17 protein-coding genes are annotated in these 17,233 nt (G+C 60.8%); 8 read left to right on the forward strand and 9 right to left on the reverse strand.

Going from position 1 to position 17,233, the window contains the following annotated elements; translation table 11 throughout:
* Positions 1 to 325: 325 nt before the first annotated feature.
* Positions 326 to 802 (reverse strand): VOC family protein, encoded by a 477-nt coding sequence (locus GGI60_RS02925; protein ID WP_183912743.1) that lies wholly within the window; start codon positions 800 to 802, stop codon positions 326 to 328.
* Between the two features lie 236 nt (positions 803 to 1,038).
* Between GGI60_RS02925 and GGI60_RS02930 the strand changes: the two genes are divergently transcribed.
* Positions 1,039 to 3,510, forward strand: a complete 2,472-nt coding sequence (locus GGI60_RS02930; RefSeq protein ID WP_183912741.1) for an ATP-dependent helicase — start codon at positions 1,039 to 1,041, stop codon at positions 3,508 to 3,510.
* A 24-nt stretch (positions 3,511 to 3,534) separates the two neighbouring features.
* On the opposite strand, the gene GGI60_RS02935 is transcribed toward GGI60_RS02930, so the two are convergent.
* Positions 3,535 to 3,882: a hypothetical protein gene (locus GGI60_RS02935; protein WP_183913869.1), complete on the reverse strand. Its 348-nt coding sequence runs from the start codon at positions 3,880 to 3,882 to the stop codon at positions 3,535 to 3,537.
* Between the two features lie 251 nt (positions 3,883 to 4,133).
* Between GGI60_RS02935 and pncA the strand changes: the two genes are divergently transcribed.
* A complete protein-coding gene (pncA, locus tag GGI60_RS02940) occupies positions 4,134 to 4,760 on the forward strand; it encodes a bifunctional nicotinamidase/pyrazinamidase (protein WP_183912739.1) in 627 nt (208 codons plus the stop codon).
* Between the two features lie 11 nt (positions 4,761 to 4,771).
* Here the strand turns inward: pncA and GGI60_RS02945 are convergent, their stop codons facing one another.
* On the reverse strand, positions 4,772 to 6,364 hold the full coding sequence (locus GGI60_RS02945; protein WP_183912737.1) for a hypothetical protein: 1,593 nt from the start codon (positions 6,362 to 6,364) through the stop codon (positions 4,772 to 4,774).
* 159 nt (positions 6,365 to 6,523) lie between these two features.
* Here GGI60_RS02945 and GGI60_RS02950 point away from each other — a divergent pair, with 159 nt between their 5' ends.
* Positions 6,524 to 7,189, forward strand: a complete 666-nt coding sequence (locus GGI60_RS02950) for a dihydrofolate reductase family protein (protein ID WP_183912735.1) — start codon at positions 6,524 to 6,526, stop codon at positions 7,187 to 7,189.
* Positions 7,190 to 7,199: 10 nt separating this feature from the next.
* Here GGI60_RS02950 and GGI60_RS02955 read toward each other — a convergent pair whose 3' ends face one another.
* Complete coding sequence (locus tag GGI60_RS02955) at positions 7,200 to 7,463, reverse strand: DUF2164 domain-containing protein (protein ID WP_183912733.1); 264 nt, start codon at positions 7,461 to 7,463, stop codon at positions 7,200 to 7,202.
* Between the two features lie 133 nt (positions 7,464 to 7,596).
* Between GGI60_RS02955 and GGI60_RS02960 the strand changes: the two genes are divergently transcribed.
* Entirely contained in the window at positions 7,597 to 8,328 is a 732-nt protein-coding gene (locus GGI60_RS02960) for an AzlC family ABC transporter permease (protein ID WP_183912732.1), read from the forward strand.
* Between the two features lie 3 nt (positions 8,329 to 8,331).
* Positions 8,332 to 8,637, forward strand: coding sequence for an AzlD family protein (locus GGI60_RS02965; protein ID WP_183912730.1), 306 nt, complete (start codon positions 8,332 to 8,334; stop codon positions 8,635 to 8,637).
* Between the two features lie 23 nt (positions 8,638 to 8,660).
* On the opposite strand, the gene GGI60_RS02970 is transcribed toward GGI60_RS02965, so the two are convergent.
* On the reverse strand, positions 8,661 to 10,496 hold the full coding sequence (locus GGI60_RS02970) for an aminopeptidase P family protein (protein WP_183912728.1): 1,836 nt from the start codon (positions 10,494 to 10,496) through the stop codon (positions 8,661 to 8,663).
* 279 nt (positions 10,497 to 10,775) lie between these two features.
* On the opposite strand from GGI60_RS02970, the gene GGI60_RS02975 reads away from it, so the two are divergent.
* Positions 10,776 to 10,949 carry a hypothetical protein gene (locus tag GGI60_RS02975; RefSeq protein ID WP_183912726.1) on the forward strand — a complete coding sequence of 58 codons (174 nt, stop codon included), beginning with the start codon at positions 10,776 to 10,778 and terminating at the stop codon, positions 10,947 to 10,949.
* 378 nt (positions 10,950 to 11,327) lie between these two features.
* Here the strand turns inward: GGI60_RS02975 and GGI60_RS02980 are convergent, their stop codons facing one another.
* Together GGI60_RS02980 and GGI60_RS02985 are read right to left on the reverse strand one after the other, a co-directional pair.
* On the reverse strand, positions 11,328 to 12,206 hold the full coding sequence (locus GGI60_RS02980; RefSeq protein ID WP_183912724.1) for a 50S ribosomal protein L11 methyltransferase: 879 nt from the start codon (positions 12,204 to 12,206) through the stop codon (positions 11,328 to 11,330).
* Between the two features lie 68 nt (positions 12,207 to 12,274).
* Positions 12,275 to 12,877: an SCO family protein gene (locus tag GGI60_RS02985; RefSeq protein WP_183912723.1), complete on the reverse strand. Its 603-nt coding sequence runs from the start codon at positions 12,875 to 12,877 to the stop codon at positions 12,275 to 12,277.
* 377 nt (positions 12,878 to 13,254) lie between these two features.
* Between GGI60_RS02985 and GGI60_RS02990 the strand changes: the two genes are divergently transcribed.
* Positions 13,255 to 15,219, forward strand: coding sequence for a methyl-accepting chemotaxis protein (locus GGI60_RS02990; protein WP_183912721.1), 1,965 nt, complete (start codon positions 13,255 to 13,257; stop codon positions 15,217 to 15,219).
* 2 nt (positions 15,220 to 15,221) lie between these two features.
* On the forward strand, positions 15,222 to 15,689 hold the full coding sequence (locus tag GGI60_RS02995) for a chemotaxis protein CheW (protein WP_183912719.1): 468 nt from the start codon (positions 15,222 to 15,224) through the stop codon (positions 15,687 to 15,689).
* 252 nt (positions 15,690 to 15,941) lie between these two features.
* Here GGI60_RS02995 and GGI60_RS03000 read toward each other — a convergent pair whose 3' ends face one another.
* The gene (locus tag GGI60_RS03000; protein WP_183912717.1) at positions 15,942 to 16,433 is read right to left on the reverse strand and encodes a CreA family protein; all 492 of its coding nucleotides are present in this window, start codon (positions 16,431 to 16,433) and stop codon (positions 15,942 to 15,944) included.
* A gap of 107 nt (positions 16,434 to 16,540) precedes the next feature.
* Positions 16,541 to 17,131: a 3'-5' exonuclease gene (locus tag GGI60_RS03005; RefSeq protein ID WP_183912715.1), complete on the reverse strand. Its 591-nt coding sequence runs from the start codon at positions 17,129 to 17,131 to the stop codon at positions 16,541 to 16,543.
* Positions 17,132 to 17,233 lie beyond the last annotated feature (102 nt).

The raw sequence follows: 17,233 nt of genomic DNA on the forward strand, positions 1-17,233 counted from the left end.
CGTCGGTATATTCGACGCTCACCGGCGGTTTGTAGCAATGCACAAAAAATTGCATGCACCGGTAATTTTTTACTGTACGAAACTGTTTCATATTGTAGTTGAAAAAAGGCCTATTGCGATATCAGCACATTTAGCGACGTGACATGAATGTCAAAAAGGTGTGCAATGGCGCCCGTGATTCGAGAATGCGAGAACACAGCGATCGGCAGCCGATAGGGCAGCCTCGATCGAGCGGCCACCGGTGCGCCGCCAGTAAATTCGGTAATTTCAGGGAAATGGCGCGTGGCGATCACGCGCCCGATTCGTAATCGTGCCTCCAACGGCGTCAGCCGTTGAACGCCCTCTCCAGCGCGGCAAGATCAATCTTGACCATGCCGAGCATCACCTCGGTGACGCGCTTGGCCCGCTCTTCATCGCTGTCGGCGATCATCTCGGAAAGGACCCGCGGCACGATCTGCCAGGAAAGGCCCCACCGGTCCTTCAGCCAGCCGCAAGCCTCCGGTGTACCGCCATTGGCGAGGAAGGCGTCCCATATCCGGTCGATCTCGGCCTGGCCTTCCAGAAGAACTGCAATCGAAAAAGAATGGTTGAAGCTGTCGAGCGGGCCGGCCTTCATCGCCAGGAAGGCTTGATCGCCCAGCGTGAATTCGATCAGTTCGACGCTGCCCGGAGGTCCACTCGGCGTTTCCGCCGGCAATATGGTGGTGCGGCCGATCCTGGAATCCGGAATGACCGATACGTGGAATTCGACGGCTTCGCGCGCTTGCTCCGCGAACCAGAGATTTGAAACGACCTTCGGCATAGATAGCTTCCTGTTGGCTAGGGTTGCCGGACTCCTGTCCGATGTCCCAAGGACGTCTCGTCGGCCTTGGTTCCGACATGCGGGGCTCGGATTTTTTTGCTGCGCGGCCGTACGGCGATCGCAGTCACACCCAGCGGCGGCCCTGCCGCCCGATTGGTCTGCAATAGCGGTGGTTCAGGAATGAAAGCAGAACATCTTTTCTGGTCTTTCCCTCCCGAATCACTACATTACGCGCCATGAGCAATAGTTTCGACGATATTCCCTTCTTCGACGAAGAGCCGAGCGAGATGGCGCGCAAGCCGCAGCCGTCTGCCGTATCCGCCGAAAGGGCGCCCGCCGGTATCGCCGCCCGCGCCATGGCGGCACGCGACGGCGGCAAGCGACCGGATTACCTCGCAGGCCTTAATCCCGAACAGACGGAAGCAGTGGAAACCCTGGAAGGGCCGGTTCTCGTCCTTGCCGGCGCCGGCACCGGCAAGACACGGGTGCTGACCACGCGCATCGCCCACATCCTCAACACTGGCCGCGCCTTCCCCTCACAGATTCTCGCCGTCACCTTCACCAACAAGGCCGCGCGCGAGATGAAGGAGCGCATCGCCCTGCTCGTCGGCGGCGCCGTCGAAGGCATGCCCTGGCTCGGCACCTTCCATTCGATCGGCGTCAAATTGCTACGCCGCCATGCCGAGCTGGTTGGCCTAAGTTCCGATTTCACCATTCTCGACACCGATGACGTCGTCCGTCTGATCAAGCAGCTGATCCAGGCCGAGGGACTCGATGACAAACGCTGGCCGGCCAAGCAGTTCGCCGGCATGATCGACACCTGGAAGAACAAGGGTCTCGGCCCGGCCGATATTCCCGAAGGCGACGCGCGCGCCTTCGCCAATGGCCGCGGTCGCGATCTCTACTTCGCCTATCAGGCGCGCCTGTCGACGCTCAACGCCTGCGATTTCGGCGATCTGCTAATGCATCCGATCGCGATCTTCCGCAAGAATCCGGATCTTCTGAAGGAATATCACGGCCGCTTCCGTTATATCCTCGTCGACGAATATCAGGACACCAACACCGCCCAGTACATGTGGCTGAGGCTGCTGGCCCAGCGCAGCAAGGGGGAGCCGCAGAATGTCTGCTGCGTCGGCGACGACGACCAGTCGATCTACGGTTGGCGCGGCGCCGAGGTCGACAATATCCTGCGCTTCGAGAAGGATTTCCCTGGCGCTAAGGTAATCAAGCTCGAACGCAATTACCGCTCGACCGAACATATCCTCGGTGCCGCCGCCCATCTGATCGCCCATAATGAAGGCCGCCTGGGAAAGACGCTGTTCACTGACCGCGCCGATCCCGACGACGTCAAGGTACAGGTCCACGCCTCCTGGGATTCGGAGGAGGAAGCCCGCGCCATCGGCGAAGAGATCGAGCAGCTCCAGCGGGGCAAGCATCTGCTGAACGACATGGCGATCCTTGTGCGCGCTTCCTTCCAGATGCGCGAGTTCGAAGACCGCTTCGTCACCCTCGGCCTCAACTATCGTGTCATTGGCGGCCCGCGTTTCTACGAGCGCCTGGAAATCCGCGACGCCATGGCCTATTTCCGCCTGGTCGCGCAGCCGGCCGACGACCTTGCCTTCGAGCGCATCATCAACACGCCGAAGCGCGGCCTCGGCGACACGACAGTACGCGCCCTGCACGACTACGCGCGTGCCCGCGACATCCCGATGCTGGCGGCAGCCGCCGACATGATCGAGACGGACGAGTTGAAGCCGAAGGCGCGCAAAGCCCTCTTCGACGTGATTCAATCTTTCCGCCGATGGCAGGAACTGCTTGAAAATACGCCGCACACCGAACTTGCCGAGCAAATCCTCGAAGAGTCCGGCTATACCGATATGTGGAAAAACGACAAGAGCGCCGAAGCGCCGGGCCGCCTCGAAAACCTGAAAGAACTGATCCGCTCGATGGAGAGCTTCGAGTCGATGCGCGGTTTCCTCGAGCACGTCTCCCTCGTCATGGATGCAGAAACCAACGAAAACCTCGACGCCGTCTCGATCATGACGCTGCATTCGGCCAAGGGCCTGGAATTCGATACCGTCTTCCTCCCCGGCTGGGAGGAAGGCCTCTTCCCCCACCAGCGCTCGCTGGATGAGAGCGGCCGCGCCGGTCTGGAGGAAGAACGACGGCTGGCTTATGTCGGCATTACCCGCGCCAAGCGCCGCTGCCATATCTGGTTCGTCTCCAACCGCCGCATCCACGGCCTCTGGCAATCGACGCTGCCCTCGCGTTTCCTTGACGAGCTGCCGGAAACCCATGTCGAGGTCGCCGAGATGGAGCAGAGCTACGGCGGTTACGGCCGCGGCGGCTACGGCCAGTCCCGCTTCGACAAGGCCGAACCCTTTGCCAACTCCTACTCCACGCCCGGCTGGAAACGCGCCCAGGCCAACAGGACCGACGCCACGCGCGACAACTGGGGCACTCGCTCCGGCCACGCCGTCGAACGCATCGGCTATGGCGAAAGCGGCCCGAAGGGACGCACGATTGAAGGCGAACTGGTCGCAAAGTCGACCTCGTCGGAGCCATCGCGCTTCACCCTCGGCGATCGCGTATTCCATATGAAATTCGGCAACGGCAACATTACCGGCATCGAAGGCAACAAGCTGACGATCGACTTCGACCGGGCGGGGCAGAAGCGGGTGCTGGACGGTTTCGTCGAGCGCGTCTGACCGCGCGACGATATTGCAGGACAGTCACCCGAACATCCGCATACTGCTGAGCCCGAGGATGTCGTTCAGCAGCGCGATCCCCATTCCGATGGCAACAATCGACAATCCGATCAGGAACAGCCGGCGGGCTCGGTCGTATTTGACGGCGAGCAGCGAGTCTCGCGCCAAAAGATCGGCAAACACCTTCACCTGAATGGCGATGCCGACGGTCAGAAATACCATCGGCAGCAGATCAACGCGGCTCCAGTCATTGGGATTGGACACCCACAGGCTGATGAAATTGAGGGAAAAACCGAGAATGATCCCGGTCGCCGTCAGCGATCCGTTGCGGAAAGTCGCATCGATCTTTTCCTGCGGGTGAGGCTCGCACATGGTTTGAGTTCCGGCTTGCTGCTGGGGCAAGAAAGGCAGAATTCGCGCCGTTGAGCAAGGCCAGGCCTTTTGCGGTTGCTGCCACACCATCGGAAAGTCGCCAATAGGTTGATTTAGCGCGTTCTTTTACCGCCGATCACTACCATCAGTGAAGGAATTAATGCTTGCATGCGGGCTCCCGGGAATTCACTAGTTGATGCATTCAGTGCATTTGGCATTAGCATCGCCATAACGCGAAGGGATTGGCCTTGATGAAAGCGCTGCTGCTCGTCGATATCCAGAACGGCTTCTGTCCGGGTGGAAACCTGCCGGTGCCGGACGGGGACAAGGTCGTTCCTGTCGCAAACAGGCTGATCGACAGCGGCAAATACGACCTGATCGTCGCCTCCCAGGACTGGCACCCGCCCGGTCACGGCAGCTTCGCCTCCGCCCATCCGGGTGCCGCCCCCTTCGAAATGGGCGAACTGTCCGGCAAACCGCAGATGCTGTGGCCCGACCACTGCATCCAAGGCACGCTTGACGCCGAACTGCATCCGGCGCTCAAATCCGAAGAAATCGACCTGATCCAGCAGAAGGGCGAGGATCCCGGGATCGACAGCTATTCGGCCTTCCGCGACAATGACCGCGACTCTTCGACCGGCCTTTCCGATTTCCTCGAAGATCAGGGTGTGACCGATCTCGACGTCTGCGGTCTGGCGACCGATTACTGCGTCAAGTTCTCCGCGCTCGACGCGCTCGAGATGATGCCGGGCGTGCGCGTGCGCTTCATCGAGGACGCGAGCCGCGGAATCACGCCTGAAGGCGTCGCTGCTGCCATCGACGAGATGCAGGCGCATGGCATCACCGTGATCAACAGCTCGGATGCCTTGCGCGAATAAACCGCCGATCCCTAGTTCAACAGATAGGCATCGAATGTCTCATCGCTGCCGGCAACCGGGCCAAAGCGTTTGAGGAGGGTCGTCTCGCTCCGGAATGCGGAAATCTCCTCAGGCGTCAGCGACAGCAGCCAATTGTAACTCTCATGCAAGGAGACGGGGCCGGCAATTTGGTCAAGCCGCTGTGAGAGAAGAATGACGATGGGTGCGTGCTCGCTTTGCTGCAGTTGCCGCGCCGTCTGCAGGATGTCGGCAAGGCTGAGCGAAAGCCGCGCATTGCGGGTATACCGCACGATCGCGCCGAACCGCTGCTCCCGCAGAAGATAAGTGCGATTGGGGATGTAATAGGGCAAGGGTTCCAGGAGATAATCGGGATCCGCCATAATGATCGCATCCCTGAGATCCGGGCGCGATTGAATGAATGACCCGAGATCCCGGGCTCGGCTAAACGGTATGTCGGTGAAGAGGAACTGATGAACCTTTTCGATACCGGAAGCGACCTGCAGCGCCAGCAATATCATGAAGCACAGCCGTCCGATCTTGACGGCGCCACCGGCTGGCCCAACACCGGCAATGCCCGCGGCTGCGGATCGGGAGCGGCTGATCAAGGCAATCATGCCGATCATGAAGACCAGCCATAGGGCCTGATGTCTGTAGCTACCTGGGTAAACGAGCGTAAAAAGCAGTGAAAATCCGAGGAGAACCGATGCGGCCGCCAACATCGCGGGCCGCCGGTTGGCCAGCCCAAGCAGACTGCCATAGATGAGCACCGCCATCAGCGAGGCGAAAACCCGAGCAATCGATGGATCGGCCACGGCCAGCCGAAGGATACCGTCGGGGTAGAACCCCATGAAATAGGAAGTCGCCCTGGCAAAGGCATGAAGGACAAGCGGGGCGAAATTCTTGCCTGCGAGATTGTTCTGCCCGGCATCGTTGAATGTGGGATAGACCGTCATGACGCATAGAATAACGCCGACTGCGGCAATGACCGCGGCTGTCGCAAAGGCCCGATATGCCGACAGAGAAGGTCTCGGACGCGCCAGGACCAGATCGAAAAACCAATAGGCAAGAAAGCCGCCGACCAGCACGACCGAATGGACGTTGGTATTTGCCAGCAAGGCAAACAATAGGCCGAGCACCATGCCGTTGCGCATTCCCCTCTCCCAGCTCAGGACGATAAGGAAGACCAAAAGCATGCTGATGCCGTAATTTCGCGACATCGCGGCGTAGTCGAAAACCGAAAAGCTGCTGAACAACGACAGCAGCATGATCGAGCGCGGCAGATCAAGCCTGAAAACAAGAAGGTAGGCCGAGCCGGCCGCAATCGTCAGCGCGACGATCTTCAGGACGACGGGAGAGCCGACAACAAGATGAGCGGCGCGCAACAGGATATACCAGAGAGCCGGATGACCTTCGCCATGCATCTGGCGAAGCATATCGATGAAACTCTCTCCCTGAAGGGCGAGCGACAAGGCGCGAACCTCATCGCGCCACACGGTTTCTGACCAGCAAAGCGCGGATGCCAGCGCAAGCCACACCACAAAGATCAACGTCTTGGCGAGCGTTGTTGATCGAGGTTCATCGATTTTAGAGACAATAACAGCCAACGGACAGCAACCCGGTCATCGAAAATGCCGCGACCATAGCGGCGCCCCGATAATTTGACGTTAAGGTGAAATATCCTCGCGGGAATAATGCGTCGGTGTCGGTTCGGCTTATATCGATCCGTCCTTGCTTCTGAACAGACCAAACATGGGAGTTGAGAGATGAAAAAGCTTGTAACTGCGGCCTTCGTGAGCCTCGACGGTGTTATGCAGGCGCCTGGCGCGCCCGAGGAAGATCCGACCGGCGGCTTCAAACTTGGCGGCTGGACCGTCAATTACTGGGACGCGCCGATGGGGGAGTTCATGGACGGGATCTTTACAGATCCCTTCGCTCTGCTGCTCGGCCGCAAGACCTACGAGATTTTCGCCGCGCACTGGCCTTTTGTCGGGCAAGACGACCCCATCGGAAAGGCCTTCAATGCCGCGACCAAATATGTTGCGACGACATCGCAAGAGCCGCTCACCTGGGAAAACTCCGTTCCGCTGCGCGGCGACGCCGTCGCCGAAATCGCCCGGCTGAAACAGAAGGACGGTCCCGACCTGCTGACGCAGGGCAGCAGCGCACTGTTGCAATCGCTGCTGGCGCACGACCTGATCGACGAACTCCGGCTCCTGACTTTCCCGCTCATCCTCGGCCCCGGTAAGCGCCTGTTCGGCACGGGTGCCATACCGGCAGCGCTGAAGCTCACCGCTAACTCGGTATCGACGACGGGCGTCATCATGAGCGTCTATCAGCGCGCCGGCGAGGTCAAAGCCGGCAGCTTTGCTATGCATGAGCCCTCGCAGGCCGAACTGGCGCGCCGGGAGCGGATGAAGCACGAGGGATGAGTCCGGTCGCTCAGGCGCCCGCAGCCTTGTTCGTCTCGTCACGCTCGAGCAGATAGATGTCCTCTGCAAGGTCCTCCATCTTCTTCGAAAGGGCGGCGTGTGCATCGCGAAGGCCCTGATTGTAATAGTGAGGGCCGATCTCCTCGGCGAAGAAATCGAGCAGGAACTCCGCCGGCAGCGCGCCGATCGGCTGGTCGAGTTCCGTCTCGAAATAGCGGCGGATGCGCGAGACGATCGCCGCTTTTGCTTCCTTGGTAAATTCGATCCTCTTCATTGGCATCGTCTCCCCCGGTTGTGATCAGCACGTTGATGCTTCAGCGAAATCGATCGATCAATCAACGAAATTCAATTGCCGTTGCAGATCGCAGACCATAAGGGAAAGCTGAATTTCCAACAGGATCACCCAGATGAATCGCGCCGACTTTGTTGAAGGTTTGCGGGGCGGCTCCGCCGTTGCACTGGCGTCGGCGCCCTTCGGCGCGCTGTTCGGAGCGCTCGCGGTCGAAAACGGCATGTCGCTTTCCGAAGTCGCCTTCATGAGCGCCACCGTCTATGCCGGCGCCAGTCAGATGGTCGGCATCGAGCTCTTCGGCCACAATGTCCACGCCTGGCTGATCGTGCTGTCGATCCTCGCGGTCAATTTTCGCCACGTGCTCTATTCGGCGGCGCTGGCGCGCTATATCGGCCATTTCACGCCCGTGCAGAAATTCTTCACCTTCTTCCTGTTGGTCGATCCGCAATTTGCCGAAGCGGTAAAGCGCAGCGAGGCTGGCAAACCGCTGACCTTCGCCTGGTATTTCGGCTTCGGCATCATCATCTACATTCCCTGGGTGCTGATCAGCGTCGCCGGCGGCATGCTTGGCGGCTTCATCGGGGATCCGAAGGCGATCGGCCTCGATATCCTGCTGCCGGCCTATTTCCTCGGCATCGTCCTCGGCTTCCGCAAGCGCGATAATTTCCTGCCCGTAGCACTCGTCAGCGCCGTCGCTTCGGTGCTCGCCTATCGCTATGTCGGCTCGCCCTGGCATGTGAGCCTCGGCGCTGCCGCCGGTATCGTGCTCGCCGCCCTGCTGCCATTGGCGCCGCAAGAGCCCGATCTCGAAGCCGACGCCCTTCAATCCGAAGTGCATGAGGTCTGAGCCATGGAATTCGATCTTCACATGGCGCTCGTCATCCTCGCCGCCGCTGCCGCCACCTTCGCCACCCGTATCGGCGGCTACATCCTCATTACCCGGATGAAGAGCATTCCGCCGCGCATGGAGGCGGCGCTGAATGCAGTCCCGGCGGCCGTGCTGACGACGCTGGTGGCCCCCGCCTTCTTCATCGGCGGCTGGGAGTCGAAGCTGGCGCTGATCGTCGCCCTCTTCGTCGGCCTGCGCGTCTCCCATAGCTGGATGCTGGTCGCCGCCTGGATCGTCGTGATGATCTGGCGCCACGCCGGCGTTTAGCGCGGCCGGCATGGGCCCCTCTCCTAATATTCCAGCGGCAGCGTCGCGTTTTCGAGCCACGCCCTAACATCGTGATCGTGGATCAGCGGCATCAGCGCTTCGCGCGTGCGGCGATGATAGTCGTTGAACCAGTGCAGCTCGTCATGGGTAAGCAGCTCGGGGATGACCAGGCTGCGGTCGATCGGGCAGAAGGTCAGCGTCTCGAAACCGAGCATGGCCAAATCGCCGCCCTCGATCTCCTCGGCCTCGCGCACATAGATCAGGTTCTCGATGCGGATGCCGAAGCTGCCCGGCCGGTAATAACCCGGCTCGTTCGAAAGGATCATACCGGGCAGAAGTTCCTGCGTCGAAAGCCTGGAGATGCGCTGCGGCCCCTCGTGCACCGAGAGATAGGAGCCCACGCCATGACCGGTGCCGTGGGCGAAATCGGCCCCCGCCCGCCACAGCGCGATGCGCGCCAGTGGATCGAGGTCGCAGCCGCGCGTACCCCTAGGGAAACGCGCCGTGCTGATCTGGATCATGCCCTTCAGCACCAGCGTGAAGAAGCGGCGGTGCTCCTCCGAAACCGCGCCTATGCCGACGGTGCGGGTGATGTCGGTCGTGCCGTTGATATATTGCGCGCCGGAATCGATCAGGAATAGTTCGCCGGCCTCGATTATCCGGTTGGACTCGGTCGTCACGCGGTAATGCATGATCGCCGCATGTTCGCCCGCACCCGAAATCGTATCGAAGGAAATGTCCTTCAGCGGGTTCTGCATGCTCTGGCCGACGCGGGCGCGCGCCGCTTCGAGATGCTCGGCCGCAGCGATCTCGCTGACCGTGCCGGGTTTTTCCTGCGACAGCCAATAAAGAAATTCCACCATCGCCGCCCCGTCCTGCAGATGCGCGGCGGCCGAGCCGTTGATTTCGACGTCGTTCTTCACCGCGCGCGGCAGCTTGGCGGGGTCGATACCTTCCACAGCCTCTCCGCCCGCCTTGCGAATGATCTCGACGAGCGCATGGGAAGCGATATCCGGATCGATCAGCACACGGCCGCCATCCCTGGAAGCAGCGGCGAGCCGCTCTTCCAGAGCCGAAGGCGGCAGCTGGGTGCAGATCTGCCCGAGATAGGCCTCCGGTTCGATGCCGGTCTTGCGCTTGTCGAGAAAAAGTTCGGCCCGCCCGTCGGCATGGATGATGGCCCGCGCCAGCGGATGCGGCGTGTGCGGCACGTCGGCGCCCCGGATGTTGAAGATCCAGGCGACCGACGAAGGATCGGCGATCAGCACCGCCGCGAGCTCCTTCTTCGAAAGATTGGCGGCGATTGTCGCGATCTTGTCGCTCGCCAGCACTCCGGCCTGGGCGACATTCTGGATGGTCACGGCGCCGAGCGGCTCGGCCGGCCGGTCGCTCCAGAGCCTGTCGAGCGGATTGTGCGGCAGGAAGACGAGGTTGCCGCCAATCTCCGAAAGCGCCCTTTCCAGACGGCGCACTTCGGCACCCGCATGCAGCCAGGGATCGATGCCGAGCCGCAAGCCCTTGCCGCCGTTTGCGGCAAGCCAGGCATGCGGCGGTTCGTTGACGAGATCGCCGCCCGAAAACACCGAACCGTCGACCTGTTCGGCAAGCTGCGTCACATAGCGGCCGTCGACGAAGACGATCGCCTGCGTGCGCAGGATCAACGCAACACCCGCCGAACCGGTGAAGCCCGTCAGCCATGCCAGGCGCTCGGAGCAGGCGGGAACATATTCGCCGTTGAATTCGTCAGCGCGCGGCACGAGGAAGGCGTCGATGCCGAGCGAATCGAAAGTGGCACGCAACGCCGAAACTCGATCCTTACCGAAGTGCGGAGTGGAGGTAACCTCGAAAGACTGGAACATGCTGGAAACCCGAATGATTGAAACGAATCCGGCTAATGGGATGCCGGCCATGTTAACGAAATTTCAATCGATGGGGAGAAAAAGCGACGAAACGAGTCGAAAGCGTTCAGCCCGCTCAGCATTTTGACAGAACTGTGGCGACAAAAGTTAATCTGGCACGCTTTATGCATTGGCCGCATGGCTCCCATGAGCAAAACCCTCTGCCTCCGCATTTCAGAATAGCTATATAGGCGCCATCGAACGGTTCGGACGAACCAGCAAACAAAGGATTTTTTTGAAATGACCGCCTCTCTCTCGCGCTTCGCATACAGCAGCCCGGTGCAGGCTGGCGAACGCCAGACCGTGCGTCACGTGATCGGCGCCCGCCGTCCGCAGAGCCAAGACAGCCTCAAGCTGCTCGGCGCCGGCCAGCGCGTCACGCGCCACCAGGGCTCCACAAGCTACGCGTTCTGAACCTGAAAGCCCGTCCATCTCCTCCCTCCCGGACCGGCCCATCGGAATGCAGTAGAGCCCGCTCGAGCGCTCCTCCTCCTTCGAGCTCGCGGGCATTGGCCGGATAGACCGGTCCAAGGCGGTGCCACTGGCACCGCCTTTTTTGTTCGGGAAGTCAGGAAAGGTGGTCAAGGTCGCGGTTTGCTTCCTCTTCTCCGCAGCGGGGAGAAGGTGGCCCGAAGAGTCGGATGAGGGGGCCACGCGGCACACCCTATCTAGCCTTTCGCCACGCTCAGCGCATTCGCGGCTTTGCCGCTCACCCTCTGCCCTTCGGGCATCTTCTCCTCGCTGGGGCGAAGAGGGAGCAAGCCGCGCTGTCAGGCCCAATTTTCCACCTCGTCACGGCCGATCCAAATGGATCGTCACCCAGCCGTTTCGCCAGATGGTCCTAACGTGCCGGAGCCTCGCACCGCTATAGGCGGCAATCACCTTCCACCGCTGCGCGGCCAGAATCCCCGACAGGATCACCGACCCGCCGGGCGCAAGGTGGGCGGCGAGCTGCGGCGCCATCCGGATCAACGGCCGGGCGAGAATGTTTGCGATGATGAGATCGAAGGGGCCGTGCTCGGAAAATGCCGTCGAATGAAAGCCTGGCGCGGTTCTGGTCACGATGCCCGAGGCAATGCCGTTACGGCGGACGTTTTCGGCGGCGACCCGTGTGGCGACCGGGTCGATGTCGGTCGCAAGCACCGGTATGTTTTTCAATTTGCGCACCGCAATCGCCAGCACGCCGCTGCCGGTGCCAAGATCGAGCGCGTTGCGCACCTGGCGCGAACGCACGACGGTATCGATCACTTCGAGGCAGCCGGCCGTCGTGCCGTGATGGCCGGTGCCGAAAGCCTGGCCAGCATCGATCTCGATTGCGATATCGCCGGGACGGACCTTGTCGCGGTCATGCGAGCCGTGCACCAGAAAGCGCCCTGCCCTGACGGGCTTCAGCCCCTCCAGCGACTTCACCACCCAATCGACGTCGGGAATGACCTCCCGCAGCAACTGCGCATCAGGAAAGGGGCTTTTCAGCGCCGTCTCGACACGGGAGCGCACCCGCGCCTCGTCCTCTGCCATCATGTAGACGGAGGCTTCCCAGATATCCCTCTTCTCATCGACCTCAGTGGTGCCGATGGCAAAATCTTCTTCGCCGAAGACCTCGCTGAGAAGGTCGAGAATCTGTTCGGCCTTGCTCTCGGTCGTCGATACGTAAAGGCGGATTTCACTCACAATAGGCGGTCTTTCCCGTTTCCGTTGCCCGCCACCGGTCGAGCCAGCGCCCTATCACGCTGAAGCCGTCACCCTTTGTTGACGAGATTCTCCAGCTTCTTTACCGCCGTGTCCGGATTTTCGCCATAGGCGATCGTTCCGGAAAACCGGCCGGCCGAATCGAGCAGGAAAACCGAGGCGGTGTGGTCCATCGTATAGTCGCCGTTCGGATCCTTCTCATCGACAGGCACCTTCTTTGCATAGACGCGGAACCCCTTGATGACTTCGGCGATCTTCTCCGGCGGGCCTGAAATGCCGGTGATACGCTTGGACACATTGGAGACGTACGCGTTCATGATTTCGGGCGTGTCGCGCTCGGGGTCGACGGTCACGAAATAGGCCTGCAGCTTGTCACCCGAGGGATCGACCTTCTCCAGCCATCCGTTCAGCTCGAACAGTGTCGTTGGGCAAACTTCGGGGCAATGGGTGAAGCCGAAGAACAGTGCTGTCGGCTTGCCGCGCAGCGCTTGCTCGGTGATCGGCTGTCCGCTCTGGGACACCAGAGTGAAGGGCACGCCGAACGGCGCCTCCGCTACGACATCGGAAGATTTCTTGGGATAGAGCGTGATTGAGCCGAGAACGCCGGCAACGATCAGCACGGCGACCCAGATGACGATACGAAATGTCTTCATTTTATGAACCTCGATCGCGACGCGCTTGCGCGTTCCGCGTGATTATAGTCTTGGCCCCATACACGCAATTAAAGAATATGTTTTCTGACCCGTGATTAATTGTCTCATCGGATAGGGAAATCGCTTGCGGAACATCAGCCCGCCCCTATTGGCAAAGGTCAAACTATCTCATGTTTTGAATAACATGCTTCGCAGCGTGGCGAGCAACGGCGAAAGACATATCGTTAGGAAAGACTTAAGCCGTCATATCTATATCTAACGGTGCGTGCGGCCCATCATGCCGTTCTGACATGAAGTCTGCCGAGTGGCGAACCCCCGGACGTCCGCATGAGGGTAGGTAAAACATGAACCCAAGCGGTTTGTGGAGGGGGTTTTTCATGACGAATTCAGCAGTGCCTAAGAGCCTGTCGGTCAGCCAACGGCTCTGGACGCTCGGCGGCGCGGCCTTTCTCGGGTACGGAACGATGCTCGGCGTCGGCTGGTACGAAAATGCGCGGGTCGACGCCGGCCTGCGCCGTGCCAGCGAGATCCAGGCAAGCGTCGACCGTGTCGACGAAATGCGGCTTGCCAATCTGACGCTGGTGCTGGCCGCCATGGACGTCATCGTCGACAAGGACGACAAGGCGGTGCCGCCGGAACGCATCAAGCTGATCGGCAACTCCCTGACCACGCTTTCCAAAGGCGCCAAGGACATGCGCCTGCTTGCAGAAGACATGAAGGCCGGCGCGCTGCTGACGAGCTATGAAGCCGACGTCGCCGACATGGGCAGGGCGATCCAGACCGACCTCATCGCGCTGGTTCAGCAGGGCGCGTCCGAGGCCGAATTTGACAAGATCGACGACAAGATCGACGGCGCCGGCGAGAATCTGACCCAAACCCTCGACGAGCTCGCCGCTGAAGGAGTCAACTACGCCCACCATCATGTCGAAGCCGCCAATGCCATATCGCAGCGAGCTCTTTTCCTGCAGATCGGCCTCGGCGTCCTAGCGATCCTCTCCATGGGCGTGCTGCAATATATCCATGGCGGCTCGATCCGCCGCGGCATCGGTGCCGTGCGCGAAAGCATGCAGCGCGTCATGAACGGCGATCTTGCCAGCGACGTTGGCGAAAAGAACCGCGGCGACGAGATTGGCGAAATGGCCCGGGCTGCCGATGCCTTCCGGCTCGCCGCCATCGAGAAGCGCGACCTTGAAGTACAGACCCAAACAGACCGCCAGCGCAGCGATGCCGAGCACCGCGCCCGCGAAGCCGCCAAGCTTGCCGACGCAGAGGCGCTGAACGCCGCCGTCGCCGCTCTCGGCGCCGGCCTCACCCGTCTGTCGGGTGGCGACGTCGCCGTTACGATCGACCAACCGTTCCGCGAGGAACTGGAGCGTCTACGCCTGGATTTCAACCAGACGACGGCGACGCTGCGCAAGGCGATGAGCGACATTGCCCTCAACAGCAGCTCGATCGAAGCCAACAGCCGCCAGATGCGCGCCCCCGCCGACGATCTCGCCAAGCGCACCGAGCAGCAGGCCGCGTCTCTCGAAGAAACGTCGGCGGCCCTCGACCAGATCACCGCTACCGTCCGCAACGCGACCAACCGCGCCGAGGAAGTCGGCCACATGGTCTCCCATACCCGTGAGAATACCGCGAAATCCGATCTCGTAGTCGGCGATGCGATGGCCGCCATGCAGCGAATCGAAGGCGCTTCCCGAGAGATCGGCAAGATCATCAACGTCATCGACGAGATCGCTTTTCAGACAAACCTCCTGGCGCTCAACGCCGGCGTCGAGGCGGCGCGTGCCGGCGAGGCCGGTAAGGGTTTCGCCGTCGTAGCCCAGGAAGTGCGTGAACTCGCCGGCCGTGCGGCGGGCGCAGCCAAGGATATCAAAGCCTTGATCGAAAAATCCGGCGCGGAAGTGAAGATCGGCGGCGAACTGGTGACAGCCGCTGGTGAAGCGCTTCGCCAGATCGGCGAAGATGTTCTGCGCATCGACGAACATGTTAAATCAATCGTAACCTCTGCGCGCGAACAATCTGTCGGACTGAACGAAATCAACACGTCGATCAGACAGATGGATCAGGTCACGCAGAAGAACGCGGCCATGGTTGAAGAGACGAACGCCGCAAGCCATACGCTCGCCATCGACGCGGAAAACCTGACGCAGCTGATCAAGCAGTTCAAGACCGACGAGGGCATGAGCGCCAGGCAAACGCCGCGAGAGGCAACCGCCGCTTCGCATTCGAGACCTTCTCCCGCGCGTAGCCTGATCGGCAAGGTCGCGGGCGCATTCAACGGCGGTTCTGCCGCCAAAGTCATCGCCTCTCCCGCCGGGGACAACTGGGAAGAATTTTGACCATGAACAACAACACCATCAAACAGTCGGGCGCATATCTCGAAATCGTTTCGTTCCACCTGGGTGATCAGGAATTTTGCATCGACATCATGGCCATCCGCGAAATCCGCGGATGGGCGCCGGTGACGCCGATGCCGCATACTCCGCCTTACGTGTTGGGCCTCATCAACCTGCGCGGCGCGGTGATCCCGGTCATCGACATGGCCTGCCGCCTCGGCATGAAGATGACCGAACCTTCCGAGCGCTCAGCGATCATCGTCACCGACATCGCCGGCAAGCTGGTCGGGCTGCTCGTCGAGCAGGTTTCCGATATGATGACCATCAAGAGCGAAGACCTGCAACCGCCGCCGGAAATCATCCCCGAAGCCCAGCGCGCCTTCTGCCGCGGCATCGTCGCACTTGAGAAGACCATGGTCTGTTTCCTGAACCTCGATACCGTCATTGCCGACGAGTTGAACCAGGCGGCTTGAGATTTATTTGGAAAATGGAATGCGAAGGTCCGGCTCGTCCGGGCCTTTTTGTTTGATGCGCCTCGCATGGTTCCTATCTTCGAAAAACCCCTCCCCACAAGGGGAGGGACTACCCTGTGACTCCGCCGCGCTCCTCCCGAAACATCGAAGATCTGGAGAGCCGGTGCGGCAGGTTAAGCCCCTCCCCCTTGTGGGGAGGGGTTTGGGGCGGGGTCTTCAGCAACGAGGACCAGATATCCGACGTGCTTGGCCCTACGGCTTCCCATTCTTCCAAGTTACGTTCTGCCCATAGAGCGGAATCGTCGAAATCGACATCTTCGCCGAGCCATCCGTCAGCTCCCGGGAATGGGCGAGGTAGATCAGAGTGTCGTTCGCCTTGTCATAGATCCGGTTGACGACCAGTGTCTTCCAGATCAGCGACATGCCTTGGCGGAACACTTCGCTACCGTCTTTGGACAGGTCGATATTGCCGACCTCGATCGGTCCGGTCTGCCGGCAGGCAATGGAATTGTTGGACGGATCTTCGAACCAGTTGCCTTTCTTGAACCTGTCGATCAGGCTGCGGTCGAAATAGGTGACATGGCAGGTGACCCCCTTGACCTCGGGATCGGAGACTGCCTCGACGATGATGTCGTTGCCGATCCAGTCAACCCCGACCTTGCCGACGACTTCGGCCGAGACGGCGCCCGCTGAAAGCGCGAAAAGAGAGAGGGCAGCAAAGAAAAGATTGCGCGGCTTCGACATGGCAGCTCCCTGGAGCGCCGCGCGTCCGACGGGACGCGCCAAAGGCGCTCTATCGCTTGATCGGCGCATTCTAGATAAGCACGCGCCCCTGCTTTGCAAGAAACCGCTCAGGCCTTTCGGCAAGTGCAGGGCGCATAGCCGCGCGCCATCAGCCGCCCCGGCGTCATGCCGATCAGTGCCGGGATCGCCTCGACGGCTTTCGCCTTGACTGCCTTGGCCATCTCGATCGCCGCTGCCGCGCAGACGGCGGCATCCTCGGCGGCGTTGTGGTGCATGAAGCGCAGGCCGAGATGTTCGGCGATCAGGTTCAGCCGGTGCGAAAGGAAATGCGGCCAAATCCGCTGCGCCATCTTCAGACTGCAGAGATAGGTGAGTTCGGGATAGGATTGCCGATAGAGATCGAGGCTCGCCCGCCAGACGCTGAAATCGAAGGCGGCATTGTGCGCGATCATCGTCGCGCCCCTGAAATCGTCATTGAACTCATCCATCACCTCGGGAAACTCCGGCGCGTCCTCGACATCTTCCGGCCGAATGCCGTGAATCGCTATGTTCATCCCGGAAAAGCGCATGTCGCGCGGCCGGATCAGCCGTTCCTCGACGCGTGTCACCCTGCCCTCCTCGATCCAGGCAAGGCCGACGGAACAGGCGCTGCCGCGCTGCTCGTTCGCCGTCTCGAAATCAATCGCAATGGTCTTCAATGCTGCCTACCGAATCGTTTCCCCGGCCAGAGAAATACCGCCGCGCGTGCGGTCGCGCAAATTGCACACGCCCTGTGGTTGACATTTCGGCGCACATATCCA

This window comes from Rhizobium lentis, from assembly GCF_014200175.1.
In the GTDB taxonomy this organism is placed as follows: domain Bacteria; phylum Pseudomonadota; class Alphaproteobacteria; order Rhizobiales; family Rhizobiaceae; genus Rhizobium; species Rhizobium mulingense.